At 46.5% G+C, this 15,695-nt stretch carries 15 protein-coding genes; 14 read left to right on the top strand and 1 reads right to left on the bottom strand.

Annotation, left to right across the window (positions count from 1 at the left end; genetic code table 11):
* Positions 1-11: 11 nt before the first annotated feature.
* From G9U52_RS06570 to G9U52_RS06545, 7 genes are all read left to right on the top strand, one after another.
* On the top strand, positions 12-1,679 hold the full coding sequence (locus tag G9U52_RS06570) for a PAS domain S-box protein (RefSeq protein WP_166147507.1): 1,668 nt from the start codon (positions 12-14) through the stop codon (positions 1,677-1,679).
* 834 nt (positions 1,680-2,513) lie between these two features.
* A complete protein-coding gene (locus G9U52_RS06565; RefSeq protein WP_166147505.1) occupies positions 2,514-3,236 on the top strand; it encodes an isochorismatase family protein in 723 nt (240 codons plus the stop codon).
* Between the two features lie 36 nt (positions 3,237-3,272).
* Positions 3,273-3,983: an isochorismatase family protein gene (locus G9U52_RS06560; RefSeq protein WP_166147503.1), complete on the top strand. Its 711-nt coding sequence runs from the start codon at positions 3,273-3,275 to the stop codon at positions 3,981-3,983.
* Complete coding sequence (locus tag G9U52_RS39155; protein ID WP_207952822.1) at positions 3,984-4,193, top strand: hypothetical protein; 210 nt, start codon at positions 3,984-3,986, stop codon at positions 4,191-4,193.
* 93 nt (positions 4,194-4,286) lie between these two features.
* Positions 4,287-4,583 carry a hypothetical protein gene (locus tag G9U52_RS06555; protein WP_166147501.1) on the top strand — a complete coding sequence of 99 codons (297 nt, stop codon included), beginning with the start codon at positions 4,287-4,289 and terminating at the stop codon, positions 4,581-4,583.
* A gap of 82 nt (positions 4,584-4,665) precedes the next feature.
* Entirely contained in the window at positions 4,666-4,824 is a 159-nt protein-coding gene (locus G9U52_RS06550) for a hypothetical protein (RefSeq protein WP_166147499.1), read from the top strand.
* A gap of 36 nt (positions 4,825-4,860) precedes the next feature.
* Entirely contained in the window at positions 4,861-5,841 is a 981-nt protein-coding gene (locus tag G9U52_RS06545; RefSeq protein ID WP_166147497.1) for an aldo/keto reductase, read from the top strand.
* 101 nt (positions 5,842-5,942) lie between these two features.
* On the opposite strand, the gene G9U52_RS06540 is transcribed toward G9U52_RS06545, so the two are convergent.
* Positions 5,943-6,872 carry a LysR family transcriptional regulator gene (locus tag G9U52_RS06540; RefSeq protein WP_166147495.1) on the bottom strand — a complete coding sequence of 310 codons (930 nt, stop codon included), beginning with the start codon at positions 6,870-6,872 and terminating at the stop codon, positions 5,943-5,945.
* Between the two features lie 262 nt (positions 6,873-7,134).
* On the opposite strand from G9U52_RS06540, the gene G9U52_RS06535 reads away from it, so the two are divergent.
* From G9U52_RS06535 to G9U52_RS06505, 7 genes are all read left to right on the top strand, one after another.
* Positions 7,135-7,842 carry an isochorismatase family protein gene (locus tag G9U52_RS06535; protein WP_166147493.1) on the top strand — a complete coding sequence of 236 codons (708 nt, stop codon included), beginning with the start codon at positions 7,135-7,137 and terminating at the stop codon, positions 7,840-7,842.
* 52 nt (positions 7,843-7,894) lie between these two features.
* Positions 7,895-8,602: an isochorismatase family protein gene (locus G9U52_RS06530; protein ID WP_166147490.1), complete on the top strand. Its 708-nt coding sequence runs from the start codon at positions 7,895-7,897 to the stop codon at positions 8,600-8,602.
* A gap of 109 nt (positions 8,603-8,711) precedes the next feature.
* On the top strand, positions 8,712-10,292 hold the full coding sequence (locus G9U52_RS06525; protein WP_166147488.1) for an ABC transporter substrate-binding protein: 1,581 nt from the start codon (positions 8,712-8,714) through the stop codon (positions 10,290-10,292).
* Between the two features lie 47 nt (positions 10,293-10,339).
* A complete protein-coding gene (locus tag G9U52_RS06520) occupies positions 10,340-11,287 on the top strand; it encodes an ABC transporter permease (protein WP_166147486.1) in 948 nt (315 codons plus the stop codon).
* 96 nt (positions 11,288-11,383) lie between these two features.
* Complete coding sequence (locus G9U52_RS06515; protein ID WP_166147484.1) at positions 11,384-12,283, top strand: ABC transporter permease; 900 nt, start codon at positions 11,384-11,386, stop codon at positions 12,281-12,283.
* A gap of 23 nt (positions 12,284-12,306) precedes the next feature.
* Entirely contained in the window at positions 12,307-14,319 is a 2,013-nt protein-coding gene (locus G9U52_RS06510; RefSeq protein ID WP_166147481.1) for an ABC transporter ATP-binding protein, read from the top strand.
* Positions 14,306-15,562 carry an MFS transporter gene (locus G9U52_RS06505; protein ID WP_166147479.1) on the top strand — a complete coding sequence of 419 codons (1,257 nt, stop codon included), beginning with the start codon at positions 14,306-14,308 and terminating at the stop codon, positions 15,560-15,562. The genes G9U52_RS06510 and G9U52_RS06505 overlap by 14 nt, the downstream gene beginning before the upstream one ends.
* Positions 15,563-15,695: the final 133 nt, after the last annotated feature.

The raw sequence follows: 15,695 nt of genomic DNA, 5'->3' as shown, positions 1-15,695 counted from the left end.
GGCGATAACCTTTGCAGAACCAACCTCAAGAGAACGATTTATTTCTGAATGCTTTTCAATATGCCCCTATTGGTATAGCATTGGTAGATTTGGATGGAACCTGGCTTAAAGTAAATCCTGCCTTGTGCAAGCTCTTAGGTTATACAGAGGCTGAATTTCTAATGACAAATTTTCAGGATTTATCCCATTTGGAGGATTTGGACGCTGATCTTGAGCTTGTAGAAAAAACACTTGCAGGTGAAATAGACAGCTTTCAGCTCGAAAAACGATATTACCACAAGGAGGGCCATACGGTCTGGGCGTTACTTAGCGTTTCGCTTGTCCATAATTCGGATAGGTCTCCCCGATATTTCATTTCACAAATCCTTGATATTTCTAAGATCAAAATGGCGGAATCTAAAATTAATGAGCTTACAGCTAAAAATATGAGTATTTTGGATACAATTACGGATGCTTTTTATTCGTTAGACGAGGAATGGCGTTTTGTTTACTTAAATAAAGAGGCAGAAAAGCAGCTGGGTAAAAAAAATGCGGAATTGCAAGGAAAGCTTTTATGGGATGCCTTTCCGTCTCTGGAGCATAATGATTATGGAAGCTATTTTCGAGATGCCCTCTTACAAAAAGTAACCATCACCTTTGAAGAATATGTACCGGCAAACCAAGAATCGAATGAAAAATGGCTTGAAACCCATATCTATCCGACTAAAGAGGGGTTGTCCGTTTATTTTCAAGATGTGACCGACCGTAAAGCAACGGAAGAAAAGCTGCGGGAAAGTGAAGAATGGTTCCGAATGCTGGCCGATTATTCGACGGATATGATTTCTCGCCACACGGTGAGGGGTATCTGTACGTACGTATCTGCGATCTGCTATACCTTATTAGGCTACAAGCCGCATGAGTTGATTGGGACTAAGGTTTATGACCTGTTCCACCCGGAGGATCTGTATCAGGTTCTGGAAAGCTTCACCAGTATTGTGAATGCACAACAGATCAGCACTCATAGCTACCGAATGCGTCGAAAGGATGGCTCGTACATTTGGTTTGAATCCACAAGTCGTACGATTCGTGATAAGAGGGGCAAGGTTACTGAGATTATTGCGGTCTCTCGGGATATCACAGAGCGGAAAGTTACAGAAATGAAAATGCAGGAGACGAACGATTTATTGATGCGTCTTTCGATAACCGATGGACTTACCGGTATTGCAAACCGCCGCTCCTTCGACCATACGATGGAGCGTGAATGGGGTGTAGCGGCTAGATATGGACAGCCTTTGTCCTTGCTGTTATGCGATATTGATTTCTTCAAAGCATACAACGACACCTATGGGCACCAAGGGGGCGACCATTGCTTGCAGCTCGTGGCTCACACCCTGAAAAAGACACTGAATCGCCCGAATGATTTTGCTGCACGTTATGGGGGAGAGGAATTTTCGATTATTCTTCCTAATACGGACAAGAGGGGTGCCCTTAAGGTATCCGAATTCATCAAGCGAACGATTGAGGATTTAAAAATTCCCCATGCTTCGTCCAGGGTAAGTGATGTAGTTACCGTAAGTATTGGTGTAGCCACATTAATCCCGAATCCTTCACTGTCTATTAACATGCTGATTGAATACACGGATAAAGCCCTCTACCTCGCTAAGCAAGGCGGAAGAAACCGGGTTGTGGTTCATGAGTAGGTGAATGGCTCGCTTCGCGGACAGAGTATGCCTCCGATTGCTCTTGTTCACTGATTTCTTGATTAGATACAACATTTAATAGTAGAAATCAGCGAACAAAGGCACCGCTTCGCTATCTCCAGCACACTCTGTCCGCTTCGCTAGTGATTCACCTGATTTTTATATGTAGTAGAAATTAAAGCATTCGTGAGTTGCTGCGAATGCTTTTTTAATATATAAAAACGTGAAAAGGTTTAGGTAAAGCTAGGAAAAGCGGGCGAAAGCGATGGTAGGCTTGCCTGCCTCGGCATCTGGTTGTTGATGCATATGAGAATAAGCGGACACGGGTGCCGTTATTTTGGTGAAAGCTCTCATTATGGAGACCTTGTGGTTTGCCAATGCTCTTAAATGGCGAACAGAGTCGACTTTAAGGGCTTTACAGTCAGTTTGGTTATCTACTCCTTACGACTAGGTTCTATCCTTCCGTCAATCAGAAAAGCTTTAAGCGTAATTTGAACTAGCAAATGATTTATGTGTGTGGAATAATGTCGTGGTGTCTTAAAGAGTGGCAGGCTGTACACAAAGATGAACAGAGGACATGGGTGTGGGGTGGAAAGCCTGCGGACCGTCTTTGAAGTACTTCAAGAACGGTTGGAGCCCCATACCCATACCTATGTCCTCGCCGACGCTCCATCGTAGGGACTAGTCAAGAACCTGACCTTCTCCGCGGTTTTTCTCAGAGTCCCTGTATGCGCATACATTCAAATTATGAGAGTTTACATGCACAAACCATTATTTACATGTCAGATAAGCTGACTTACACTAAAGAAGCAAATACGAAATGGAGGGATTGCAATGGAAGAAATGAAGTGGAGCCATTTTTTTACAGAGCAAGACAAGCGGCATGATGAATTGTGGGGCAAGCAAGGACTGAACGGATTTGGCGAGAAGCCAGTATTATTGTTGATTGACATGTATTACAGCACGGTTGGCCTGAATCGTGAGGAAATTTTTGAATCCATGAAAACATGGCCGATGAGCACCGGACTTGAAGGTTGGGCGGCCGTGGATAAGACTGTATTGTTGCTGGCAGCAGCCCGCAAGAATGGAATTCCTGTCATTCATATTAAAGGGATGAACAGTGGAATCAATCATTGGACGAAAAGCAGCAAGAAGCGCAAGCTGCAGGTTTCGATGACGGAGGAAATGATGGAGAGAGGCAGGCAAATTGTTGAAGAAGTCAAGCCTATTGCAGGCGAGATCGTTATCGAAAAAGCCGCAGCCAGCGCTTTCCATGGAACACCTTTACTTTTTCAACTGATTAGCTTAAACGCAGATACCGTCATATGTGCCGGGGAAACTACCAGCGGTTGTGTACGCGCTTCTGTAGTAGATGGTGCTACCTTCCGCTTCCAAATGGGTGTAGTAGAAGAATGTGTTTACGACCGTACACAAATGTCGCATTATATTAACCTGTACGATATGCACCAGAAGTACGCGGATGTTGTCGGCTTGGATTATGCAGTCGAATATTTTGATACGATTGGTGCGGCTAAGAAAACAACAGTCGAAGTATAAATCAACCGCATAGCGCAGATAGGAGGGTTCACGTGTATGGCTTATGCTTTCGAGGATCACTGCTGGAAAGATGTTGTCGATAAGGATATCTTGGAAATTTACAAGGCTTACGAGCGTGAAACCTTTATTGGCATAAAACCCGCCTTACTTTTGATTGACCTCTACAACAGCGCCTATCAAGGTGGTGCCAAACCGCCGATAGAGCTGCAAAGCGAGTTCCCGAGCTCCTGCGGAATTTATGCCTGGGAGGCGATCGAGCCAACCAATAGCCTGTTCAAGGCAGTACGTGCACTTGGCATCCCGGTCATTTACTTAACCTCAGACCAGTTGACAAGGCGTAGAGGAGTTAAAGTTTCAGCTACCAATCGCAAGGGGGGTGCCCCAACAGCAGACGCTTTTGAAATTTATCATGAATTCGCTCCACAGCCAGAAGATTTATTGGTATATAAAACGCGGGCAAGTGCTTTTCAGGGAACACCCTTGGCATCCTATTTGACCATGATGGGCGTAGATAGCCTTATAGTTGCAGGGGAATCAACAAGCGGCTGTGTCAGAGCCAGTGTAGTTGATGCGTATTCTCATGGCTATCATACTGTCATTGTCGAAGAATGTGTATACGATCGAAGCCCCATCTCTCATAAAATCAGCCTGTTTGATCTTCATCATAAATATGCTGACGTGATGCATATCGATGAAGTGCTGGAGCATCTGGCCAAACGGCCCGCCCCCCAATTGGTTCAATCGTAATTGAACAAGCTATTGCGTAATTGGGTAGTGCTTCGGGGCGGCATTCTCATGTTATTCTGGTCAGCGATCTTGAACTGGAAGCATGCTGCGTCCGATGTTAGCTTTATACTTTGGCGACAATGGCTAATCGGCTCCAATGATTGGACTTATGATGGCACTAGGTGCCGTCATCCCCGTAATGTTCGCTATGCCAGCAGGCAGTATTATTGATCGGATAGGACCGCGTCATGCGGTCCTTATCGGATCACTGGTGATGGCGCTTAGCGGGGGCTTATACTTATTCGGCGGCTTGATGCAGTACCTTTGGCCGATTCTGTTAGGGCAATTGCTGAATGGCGTAGGCAGCCTGCTAAGCTGGGGGCGCTGCAAGCCTCAGCGGCCATTGCTTCTAAGGATCCAAAGCTTTCGGGCAAGAAGGAGAACCTGTTACCTAACTTCACATTCGTTAATTCATTGGCGCAGTTTTCCGGCCCGATTATTGGCGGGGTGCTGGCGGATGCAGGTTCTTTTTTATTTGTATTTGCTGCCTTTATCGGATTTACGGTTGTGTCGACGTTAAGTGCATGGCTTCTTCCCAAGCTGAATAAGCGATCAGGCTGAACGAATCCGGCAAGCCGCAGAAGGAATGGTTACCAAAAGCGTAGCGTCTGAGTAGTAGGGCATGGGAATGAGCTTGAGGACAATGTCCAATAGAATGGTGCAGGTCCTAAATCCGGTGGTGTTAGGCGGTGTGTTTGGGTTTGTGGGCATCACAATGGGTTTGGGTGCATTGGGCATCGTGCTCATCGGTTTATCCGCAGGGATGTATGGCTATTTGCGCCGGTGCTGCCGGTTAAAGTAAAAAGTAGTGAGTAGCAAGTAGATGGGGAGTTGGGCTATGGAGCATCGTCGTTTAGGAAATACAGGGCTGAAGGTGTCTGTCATTTCATTAGGCTGTATGGCTTTTGGTCGTTGGATCGATGAAAAAACCTCGTTGCAGGTATTTGATGCTGCCCTGGATGCAGGGATTACGCTGTTTGATACCGCAGATATTTATGGTCGAGGCATGGATTCACGGAACCCATTGCAATCGGGAGAATCGGAAGCGATTCTAGGCAGGATCATCCAGAAGCGCAGGAGCAAGATTATTTTGGCGACCAAGGTGAATGGAAAAGTAGGGCTTGGTCCCAATGACCATGGCTTAAGTCGCTACCATATTACAAGAGCTATAGAGGACAGTTTAAAAAGGCTGCAAACGGATGTGATCGATTTATACCAGGTACACCGTTTTGATCCAGATACGCCCTTGGAGGAAACGCTTGGAGCCTTGGATGATTTGGTTAAGCAAGGCAAGGTCCGTTACATTGGCTGCTCCAATTATGCTGCATGGCAAATAGCCAAAGCTCATGGGATCAGCCAGCAAAAGGGCTTGAACCGGTTTGTAAGCGTTCAGCCGCCCTACAGCTTGCTGGTTCGTGATATTGAGCAGGAGCTCTTACCTTTTTGTGAATCAGAAGGGGTGGGAGCCATTGTATATAGCCCACTCGCTCGTGGCTTACTGACAGGGAAGTATGTGGACGGCGGTGCTCATCCGGCTGGCTCGCGCGCTGATAGGGCAGATCGTGCGTTACTGGCCCTGCTGGCCAAGCCGCAGATACTGCAAAATGTGTGTAAGCTTCAGGAGTTTGCCAATGAACGTGGCTGGTCACTTCCGTGCATGGCATTGGCATGGGTGGCTAAGCGTGCTGGTGTTGCCTCGGCGATATTGGGTGCATCAAGACCCGAACATGTACAAGCGATAGAGGGGCTGGCGGAGATAAAGCTGCAAGAAGAGGATATGGTGGTATTGGATTCGATCTGCACATCGCCGAGTGGTTGAGTAGGTACTTGGCTGCTGTTGTAATAGTGGGTCGTACAGGTCATATAGGTGTCGTGAAGTGCCTTGTGGCTGTCATTTAGGGCAAATGGGGCATGCATCCCTTAGATCGTGACCTCATTCAAAAACGAGCGTTCCCTATTTAATTGGGAATTGATTTGTTTCTCAAAATGCTTGATGAACAATTGGTCTAAGCTATTGGCTTCGTCCTTGAGATGGGCAATAAATACCTGGCTTTGTGCAAAAGGGTTGTGTTCAATTTTCACTTGAACCAGCTCTTTTCTTGCTAGCTCGTTCCTCATATATAAACTGCCCGATAAATGTACACCTGCATTTTGTTTAATAAAATGCTTAATCAAGCCCAGGTTATTCGTTTCGAACTTGGTAATGTAGTTCAACTGGATTTGGTTCAAGGTAGAATCAAGCAGATCTCTGTACTGAGTATCCTTTTGATAGGTGATAAAGGTCTCTTTTAGAATCTCTTCGATATCTACTTTTTTACGTTTGGCAAAGGGATGGGAGGGGGAGACGATCAGATCGGTGGATTCGCTATAAACGGAACGGTAAGTGATACCGCGGTCATTGCTGGTGTAGCGGGTAATGGCCAATTGGATTTCCCGTTGCTTCATAAAACGGACTAAAGTGGGGGAAGCGTAACATTGCACCTTGAGTGCCACCTTCGGATACTCCGTCATGAACGAATCGAGCACCTCAGGCAACACACTGCTAGCGAACGAATTGTTAGAGCCTAGTGTCAGCTTCCCAGCGGAGCCTTGTTCAACACTGGCTACAGCCTCACGGCCTTCCTGCAAGGAACCCAGAATATGTCGGGCGTACGGGAGGAAAGCTTTGCCTTCTTCGGTCAACCGGACTTTTCCTTTTCCCCTGATTAATAAGGGCTTCCCTAATTCTCTTTCGAGTTGGGTAATCCTATGAGAGATGGTTGGCTGAGGTAAAAACATCTGATTAGCGGTTTCCTGAAAGCTGCCGATTTGATACACCTGTAAAAATGTGGTGATTTGCTCAAGATTCATCTTTAAAGCCCCCCATTTCGTAAATTAATTAGCAATTAATTAAATGTAAGGTTTCATAACACATTATATAATAATTAATGATACGAAAGCAACGAATGAATCCGCTTGCATTCATTTAACTAATATTTTCATTCATCAATGAGCCTTTACGCAATCAAAAGCGTGGACTATGATAGGTATATGTAAATGATTAAGTTACATAAGTTATATTTAAGTTACTTAATCTAACATTACCATTCAATTATCCAAGGAGGAATGTAAGATGACTTCGAGAGGCTGGGAACGGTTTTTGTCAGAACGCGACAAAGAGCATGATAAGCTACGTGGAAAGCAGGAGCTAGCTGGATTTGGTGAAAAGCCTGCTTTGGTATTGATCGATATCTATTATAGTGTACTCGGTTTGGAACGCGAAGAACTCTTCGAATCCATGAAAACTTGGCCCGGCAGTACGGGGTTGGAAGGCTGGGAAGCTGTTGATAAAACAGCGGAACTGCTTGCAGTTGCTCGCGAGAATCAAATTCCCGTGTTCCATGTTAAAGGAATGGATAATATCATTAAGCCTTGGATTCATCGTAAACGTGGACCGTCAACCATGTCACCGGAGATGAGAAAAAAGGGCATGGAGATTGTGGATGAAGTGAAGCCGATCAAAGGCGAGATTGTGATTGAGAAGTCGGCACCAAGCGGTTTTCAGGGAACACCTTTAAGCTTTCAATTGGTAAGCCTTGGCATAGATACGGTTATCGTTTGTGGAGAAACAACAAGTGGCTGCATTCGCGCATCGGTTGTGGATGGTGCTACACAAAGATTTAAAATGGGTGTCGTTGAGGAAGGGGTATTCGATCGCACAGAGTCCTCCCATTGGATGAACCTGTATGACATGCACCAAAAATATGCGGATGTCGTGGGCGTAGAGTATGCAAAGGAATATTTTCAGAGAATAGGTGCTGCCAAAAAAGTCACTATATAGCTAAGTAACGGAAAACCAATTCATTCATTAAAAACCAGGGAGGGAATACTTTATGTACGGATGGGAAAAGTTTATGAGCGAACGCGATAAGCTGCACGATGAGATGTGGGGCAAGAAAGAATTATATGGCTTTGGTAAAAAGCCGGCGCTCTTGTTAATTGACATTTATTATAGTGTGCTCGGGTTAAAGCGTGAACCGATCTTTGAATCGATGAAAACCTGGTCATCGAGTACAGGGCTTGAAGGCTGGGAGGCTGTTGATAAAACGGCTGAGCTGCTGGAGGTTGCCCGCAATAACCAAATTCCCGTTATCCATGTAAAAGGCCTACACACAGGCGTTAATAGCTGGAGTCGCAATACACGTAAGCGCGTTGAGATTTCTGATGAGCTTCGCCAAAAAGGAACTGAAATTGTAGAAGAAGTGAAGCCGATCTTCGGTGAGCTGGTTATTGAAAAAGCATCACCAAGCGCTTTTCAGGGAACGCCGCTTTTGTTTCATCTGAATAGCCTAGGTATTGATACCCTCATTTGTTGTGGTGAAACGACTAGCGGCTGTGTTAGGGCAACGACGGTAGACGGAGCAACCAATCGCTTCCATATGGGTGTTGTAGCCGAATGTGTATTTGACCGGACAGAAGCCTCCCATTATATGAATTTGTACGATATCCACCAGAAATATGCTGATGTTGTTGATTTGGCAGCAGCTAAAACGTATTTTCAAGAAATTGGTGCTGTTAGTAAGGTTGGAGCGCGAGCCTAGTTACGCTAGGTCTGGCTCGGAAGTGCAGTGTACCTTGTAACGTTTGCATGCACATCATCTGCCGCACTTCCGAGGTTTATACAAATAGTAATGAGGGGGGACGACGGGTATGCAAAGTAGAAAATGGCATTTCATTATGGCTATCATTTTTATGCTTGTTGTGTCTGCTTGTTCAAAGAGCGAAACTCCGGCAGCCCCGGCAACTGGTGCGGCAACGGGTACTACAGCAGGTGCTGCGACTAATGACCACAAAGTACTGAAAGTCAGGTTTTATGATGACCCCGCTGGATTTGACCCAGCTACTGTGTTTCGAATTGAAAATGAAAATATCGTCTTTAATATCTTCAGTGGCTTAACCAGCTACGATTCTAAAACCGGTGCTATTACTCCAGATTTGGCGGAGTCCTGGGAAACATCGGATAACAAAACATGGACATTCAAATTACGCAAAGGTGTTCAGTGGCAAGGTGGCTATGGTGAGTTCACATCCAAGGATGTGCTGTATACCTATAATCGTAATATCGATAAGGCAACAGCATCGCCGTATGCAACTGATCTGGCCAACATCGCAACCATGGAAGCGCCGGATGCTTATACAATTAAGGTAACATTGAAGCAACCAGACGGTAACTTCCTGCATGTCGTTGCCAACTACCATCAAGGGCAGATCGTGAAGAAGGAAGCCATTGAGGCAGCAGGCACGCAAGTTAAATTTAAACCAGTGGGCACTGGGCCTTATGCGCTGGAAAGTGTAGATGTTAACTCTGAAATCGTGCTGGTGCGTCACCCTCAATACTACAAGGGGCCGGCTCCTATTGAGAAACTTATATTTTCGATCATCAAAGATGAAGCAACCTCCACTATAGCGCTGCAAAATGGTGAGATCGACGTTATTATGCGGGCTAATAAAGAAGAGAATCTCGATACATTGACTAAAGCGGGCTTCAAAATGAACAATGTAAAAAATTATGCGAACAGCTTGCGGGTATTCAATATGACCAACCCGATTCTGGCTGATGTTCGAGTTAGGCAGGCGCTTGCGTACGCTGTAGATTTCGGGGCTATAGCGAAGGCGGTTAACCCTCAGCTACAAGCGGGAACAAGCAGTATATTGTTGGATTGGATGGACGGTTATTCGGATAAGGTGCCGAAATATCCATACAATCCTGAGAAAGCCAAGCAGTTGTTGACGGAAGCCGGATATCCGAACGGATTTAAAATGACACAGACGAATACATCGGCTACAGGCATTACAGATACTTTACAATTGGAGCAGGAATATTTAAAGAAGGTGGGCATCACGCTGGAATTTATTTTAGTGGATACACCAACCTATAACAAAGTAAGAAATGATGGAGATTTCATGACAGCCGGCCGGTTGTTGCCAGCAGTCAACCCGGATATGATCCTTTTCAGCTACTTGCACCCAAGTAACAAATCGCCAGGTGGCTTGAACGGCGCACGTTATGATAATCCGGTATTAACGGAGAAGCTGGAAGCTGCACGTGCTGAGGTGGATAAGGAGAAACGCAAAAAGCTATATGAAGAAGTACAAATTATTGCCATGACGGATTTGCCTTACATGCCGACCTTTGCAAGTAATGTGTATTGGCCAAGCAAGACCAATGTTGAGGGTATTGTGATCAACAAATTGGCGCAGGTTGACTTTTATGGAGTCGATTTTAAGTAAGTAATATGCAGGGTGGGTAAGATCCGTATATCCAGGAGGTGGCGCTTGTGCTGGTATATTCCTTTAAACGAGTCACGCAGCTTATCATTACAATGCTTGGTGTGGTCACGCTTGTATTCTTCGCTTTGCGGCTCATACCAGGAGATGCTGCTTCAGCCATGGCAGGAGAAGGCGTATCGGCAGCTGCAATGGAACGGCTGCGGGAGGCTATGGGGCTTAACCAGCCCCTCTGGCTGCAGTATCTGGATTACTTGAAAAATTTACTGATGCTTGATTTCGGTAATACCGTCACGACGAATCTACCCATTATGGGGATGATTATGACAGCCCTGCCGATTACGCTCCTCATTTCTAGCATTACGATTTTTATGGCGGTCTGTATTTCCATTCCACTGGGTACACTTGCTGCTTATATGGCGCATAAAGGCAAGAAGTCGCTCGACAATGCGATTACATGGGCAGCCATGGTTGTCGATTTGATGCCTGCCTTTTGGACGGCGCTGCTGCTTCTGTTGATCTTGTCGTTAGGCTTGGGGCTATTCCCGGCAAGCGGCCGTGTGACGCTAGACAATCCGGAAATGCTGATGAAACGGATTGCGATTCCGATTATCGTGCTTTCGATCACCCAGGTGGCTACTTTAGCACGGATTACAAGAACGGCTGTACTTGAAGTATTAAATGAGGATTATGTACGCACCGCCCGTTCCTTGGGCATTTCGGAAATTCTCGTTGTTTTCCGCCACGCTTTAAGAAACGCCGCATTGCCGATTGTTACGGTGGTCGGGCTTAGCTTCGGAAATCTGCTGAATGGCACGGTGATTGTGGAATTTATCTTTACGATACCGGGCATAGGCACATTGCTGGTTAATGGTATTAATAGTCGAGATTATCCGCTGGTGCAGACGTTAATTTTGTTCTATGCTTTCCTGTTCGTTGCGATTAATTTTCTGACTGATTTGGTTTACAAAAAAATCGATCCGCGCGTTCAATTCTAAAGCTGGGGCTTACCAAGTAAGTGTTGTCCGAGCGCTCTGGCTCATGCTTACGGAGCAAGTTTTGCTCCGCAAAACTCTTAGAAGAAGGTGAAGAATTTGAACACTCAAGAAGCACTTGGTACCAGCAGAGGAAAGTCACTAGGTTCGTTTTCTTGGCGTAAGATTCGGATTCCGGGATTGCACTTTCTGATATCGAACCAGAAGGCGCGGTGGGCGCTTCTCATTCTGCTCCCTATTCTGCTCCTCACTCTTCTTGCACCTGTGCTGCCTTTCCCGCAACCGTTGGTTACTGATGTCAAGTCCAGTATGAGCGCTCCCTCTTTGGATCATCCGTTCGGCACGGATAAGCTAGGGCGCGATGTATTCAGCCGTACCTTGTCAGGCATTAAGGTTTCGATGTCGGTCGGGTTTAGCGTTGCGATTATCGCGTTGGTCTTTGGGATTGTGTTGGGTACGATTGCTGGATTTTACGGAAAACTGGTCGACCGCGTGATCATGTCGGTTGTCGACATTTTCTTGGCTTTTCCATCCTTATTGCTGGCGATTGGGTTGGTTTCCATTATGGGCGCGGGCTTCATTCCTGTAGTCATTGCGATTTCGCTTGCTGATGTACCTCGGTTTATCAGGCTGCAGCGCTCCTTGGTGCTGACGTTAAAATCAAGAACATACATTGATGCAGCGAGGACTGTGAAAGCATCTCAGCTATGGTTAATGACCAAGCATATTATTCCGAACACCATCTCCTCGCTTCTTGTTGCCGCGAGTATTGCTGCTGCCAATGCGATTCTGGTTGAGGCCAGCCTTAGCTTTCTGGGTCTAGGCATCATGCCGCCTGAACCTTCCCTGGGCAATATTATTAAAGAAGGCCAGACTTACCTGCAAACGGGCTGGTGGATCTCAACTTTGCCTGGTGTAGTCATCTTGTTGATCGCGATTAGCTTGCATTTTATGTCTGACGGTATTCGTGAGGCTTTAGATCCTCGTTCTAGAAAATAGGCTGCACACTGGAGGGAATTAGTATGGATAATGCTTATAAAGAGACAGGTGCTCTGCTGCAGGTGCGAGATTTGCATACTCATTTTCTAACAGATAGTGCGACGGTTCGAGCGGTAAATGGTGTATCCTTTGATATTCAGCGTGGTGAGCGTCTAGCTATCGTGGGTGAGAGCGGCTCCGGCAAAAGCGCAATGGCCATGTCCTTGATCCAATTGATTGCTTATCCAGGCCGCATTATGGCGGGAAGTGTGCAGCTTGAAGGCCGGGAATTGATCGGGATGCGGGATAAGGAACTGAACAAAATTCGCGGTAAAGAGGTAGGGACGGTATTCCAAGACCCGATGTCGTCGCTTGATCCCGTTATGCGGATATCCGACCAAATGATCATGCCGATCCGCATGCATCTCAAGATCAGCAGCAAAGAAGCGCGCATGGTTGCCATCGAATGGTTAGACCGTGTAGGCATACCTGATGCCGCCAAACGGATCGATTCATTTCCTTTTGAAATGAGCGGCGGGATGAGGCAGCGTATTATGATAGCGATGGCGCTCTCCTGTAACCCGAAGCTCATTGTTGCCGATGAACCGACAACGGCGCTGGATGTAACGATTCAGGCACAGATCGTACAGCTGCTGAAGGAGCTAACAGAAACAACGGGAACGGCGATGATGTTCATTACGCATGATCTGGGGCTAGTTGCCCGCTTTGCCCAGAAGGTTGCTGTCATGTACGCAGGGAAAATCGTCGAATATGGCACGGTTGGGGAGCTGTTTGCCCATCCGAAGCATCCTTACACACAAAGCTTGCTGAAAACTATACCTAAGATTAGTGGAGAGAAAAACGGACGGCTGCTCCATATTAGCGGATTTCCCCATGATATGAAAAATGAGATTGAAGGCTGTTCGTATAAAGAGCGCTGTTCGGCAGCAATGAGCCGTTGCTATAAGGAGGCTCCACCTCTGCTGGAGCGTGATGGCGCACAGTTCTCCGCTTGCTGGCTGGCTGATGGCTTGAACACAGCTGGGCTGGGTAAAGCGATTTCCTTGGAAAAGCCGGTCGAAATGCCTGTGGCTATATCGGACATGGATGATGCTGTAGTGGTGGCAGAAGCAAGCAACAATGTACTGGTAATCAAAGATTTGCATAAGCATTTTCAACGGGATTCGATACTGCCTTGGAAATCGGCTCCGGCTATTAAAGCAGTTAATGGCATTAATATTACGCTTCAGCGTGGCGAAACGATTGGGATTGTCGGCGAGAGCGGCTGTGGGAAAAGTACGACAGCACGGATGCTGTTGGGTCTGGATGAGCCTACATCAGGAAGCATTGAGGTTAACGGCAATATCCAGATTGTGTTCCAGGATCCTTATTCCTCGTTCAATCCGAAGATGAAAATCGGTGATATTATTGCGGAGCCTTTGAATGTGCAGGGGATTGGCACGAAGGAGGAGCGCAGATTTAAAGTTCGTGAATTGATCGGCAAGGTCGGTTTGGAGGCCTCGTATTTGGAACGGTATCCAAGCCAATTAAGTGGTGGCCAAAGACAGCGTATTGGTGTCGCCCGGGCATTGGCTTTAAACCCATCTGTAGTTGTCGCTGATGAGCCTACCTCAGCCCTGGACGTATCCGTAAGGGCACAAATTATTAATTTATTGTGCGATTTGAAGGAAGAGATGGGGCTTAGCTTCGTTTTCATCTCTCATGACCTCTCTACCGTACGTTACATTTCGGATAAAATTGCCGTTATGTATTTAGGTGAAATTGTCGAATATGGGCCTGCTGAAAGGGTGTTTACGAATCCGGCGCATCCTTATACGAAAGCTTTGCTCGCAGCAGTACCTGTACCTGATCCTGTAATCGAATCAAAGCGTGATATTCAATTGGTATCAGGCGAATTACCAAGTCCGGCCAACCCGCCTCTCGGCTGTGCCTTCCATTCCAGATGTCCACTAGCAACAGAGCTTTGTTTCCGACAAAAGCCTGCCTTGGAGGATTATCAGATTGTGCGCCAGGTAGCTTGTCATGCCGTCTCTTGATTTATATCGCAAAGTTGGCATCTATGGCGGTGGGCTATTCTTTGCGATAACCGGAATGGCTCAGCCCTTCTTCACACTTTACGCCCAGGAAGTGGGCGCTTCGACTTCCGCAATTGGCTTTATGGTTACTTTACGTTCCTTATTGCCTATATTCATTGCGATGCCCGCAGGACAAATGATCGATTCGATCGGCCCGATGAAAATGCTCAAGTGGGGCAGCCTGCTGCTCATTCTCTCGCTCTTTACTACTTATTACGGGAATGGGCTTTGGATGCTGTCGCTTTCCCAATTTTTTATGGGCGCAAGCATCGTCATTATGGCATCTGCTTTGCAAGTACTGGTATCGGATGGAGAGAAAAACAAACGCAACGAAAATATTAATAAATATTCCATGTGGATGTCCGGTGGTGGGATGCTTGGACCGCTGGTTGGGGGTGGGGTTGTTTCCTTATTCGCTTCCGAATTGATGGGCTACAAGACCTCGTTCTTGATTTCCGGGATAGCTTCCATCGGCTTTCTGATTTTTATCCTCGTCATCTCACGTAATTATCCGCATCCTGATCCCAATCAAGCTGAAATCAAGCCAAGGGATATTATTCGAGTCAAAGGTATTGTAGACAGCTACACCAGTGGCTGGCATTTAACTAAAATCCGGGCTGTCCAGTTCGGGCTTATAGGAACGTTTCTAATTATGTATATCCAAGCTCTATATATGAGCTTTATGCCTTTGTATATGAAGGAACTAGGCTACTCCACCTTCGTGATCTCGATTGTGCTTGCCATTAGAGGGCTGGCGGGAATGCTCTCGCGTTACGCGCTAAACTGGATCATGAAGCGGACCCATCTCGAACGCATATTGACGATAGCTGGCATGATTGCTTCGGTGTGTGTGCTGCTGACACCATTAGCCGGCCTGCATATTGTTGGCATTATCGTGTTAGTGCTCATTATGGGCTCGGCTGTTGGCGTTAACCTGCCTGTAAGCATCATGATCGTGGTCAATGATACCAAGGATTCCGACCGCGGCAAGCTGATGGGCTTGCGACTGTTAACGAATCGTTTTTCGCAGATACTTAGTCCGGCGATGTTCGGTATTCTCGGACAAACCCTGGGGTTGTCCTTCGCTTTCTTCACGGGTGGCATTTTCCTCGTATCGATGATGTTTGGTTTCTCGCTCTACACCAGCAAGAACTGGAATTTAAAAACGGATGCGCGTGACAAGGTACAGGCTGCCAAGCGATAGCAAGCCAGACAGTAAGCCAGACAGTAAGCCAGACAGTAAGCTGGGTATATCAAAAATAGCCCGAAATTATTCCCGGGAAATAATTATCTGGTAGTAAAAAGCACCCGATTGCTGCGATTTAAGCGGCAATCGG

The sequence above is a fragment of the Paenibacillus agricola genome (assembly GCF_011440305.1).
Taxonomy (GTDB): domain Bacteria; phylum Bacillota; class Bacilli; order Paenibacillales; family NBRC-103111; genus Paenibacillus_S; species Paenibacillus_S agricola.
Note: the sequence above shows the minus strand (reverse complement) of the source record. Positions and strands in the feature narration are given on the sequence as shown.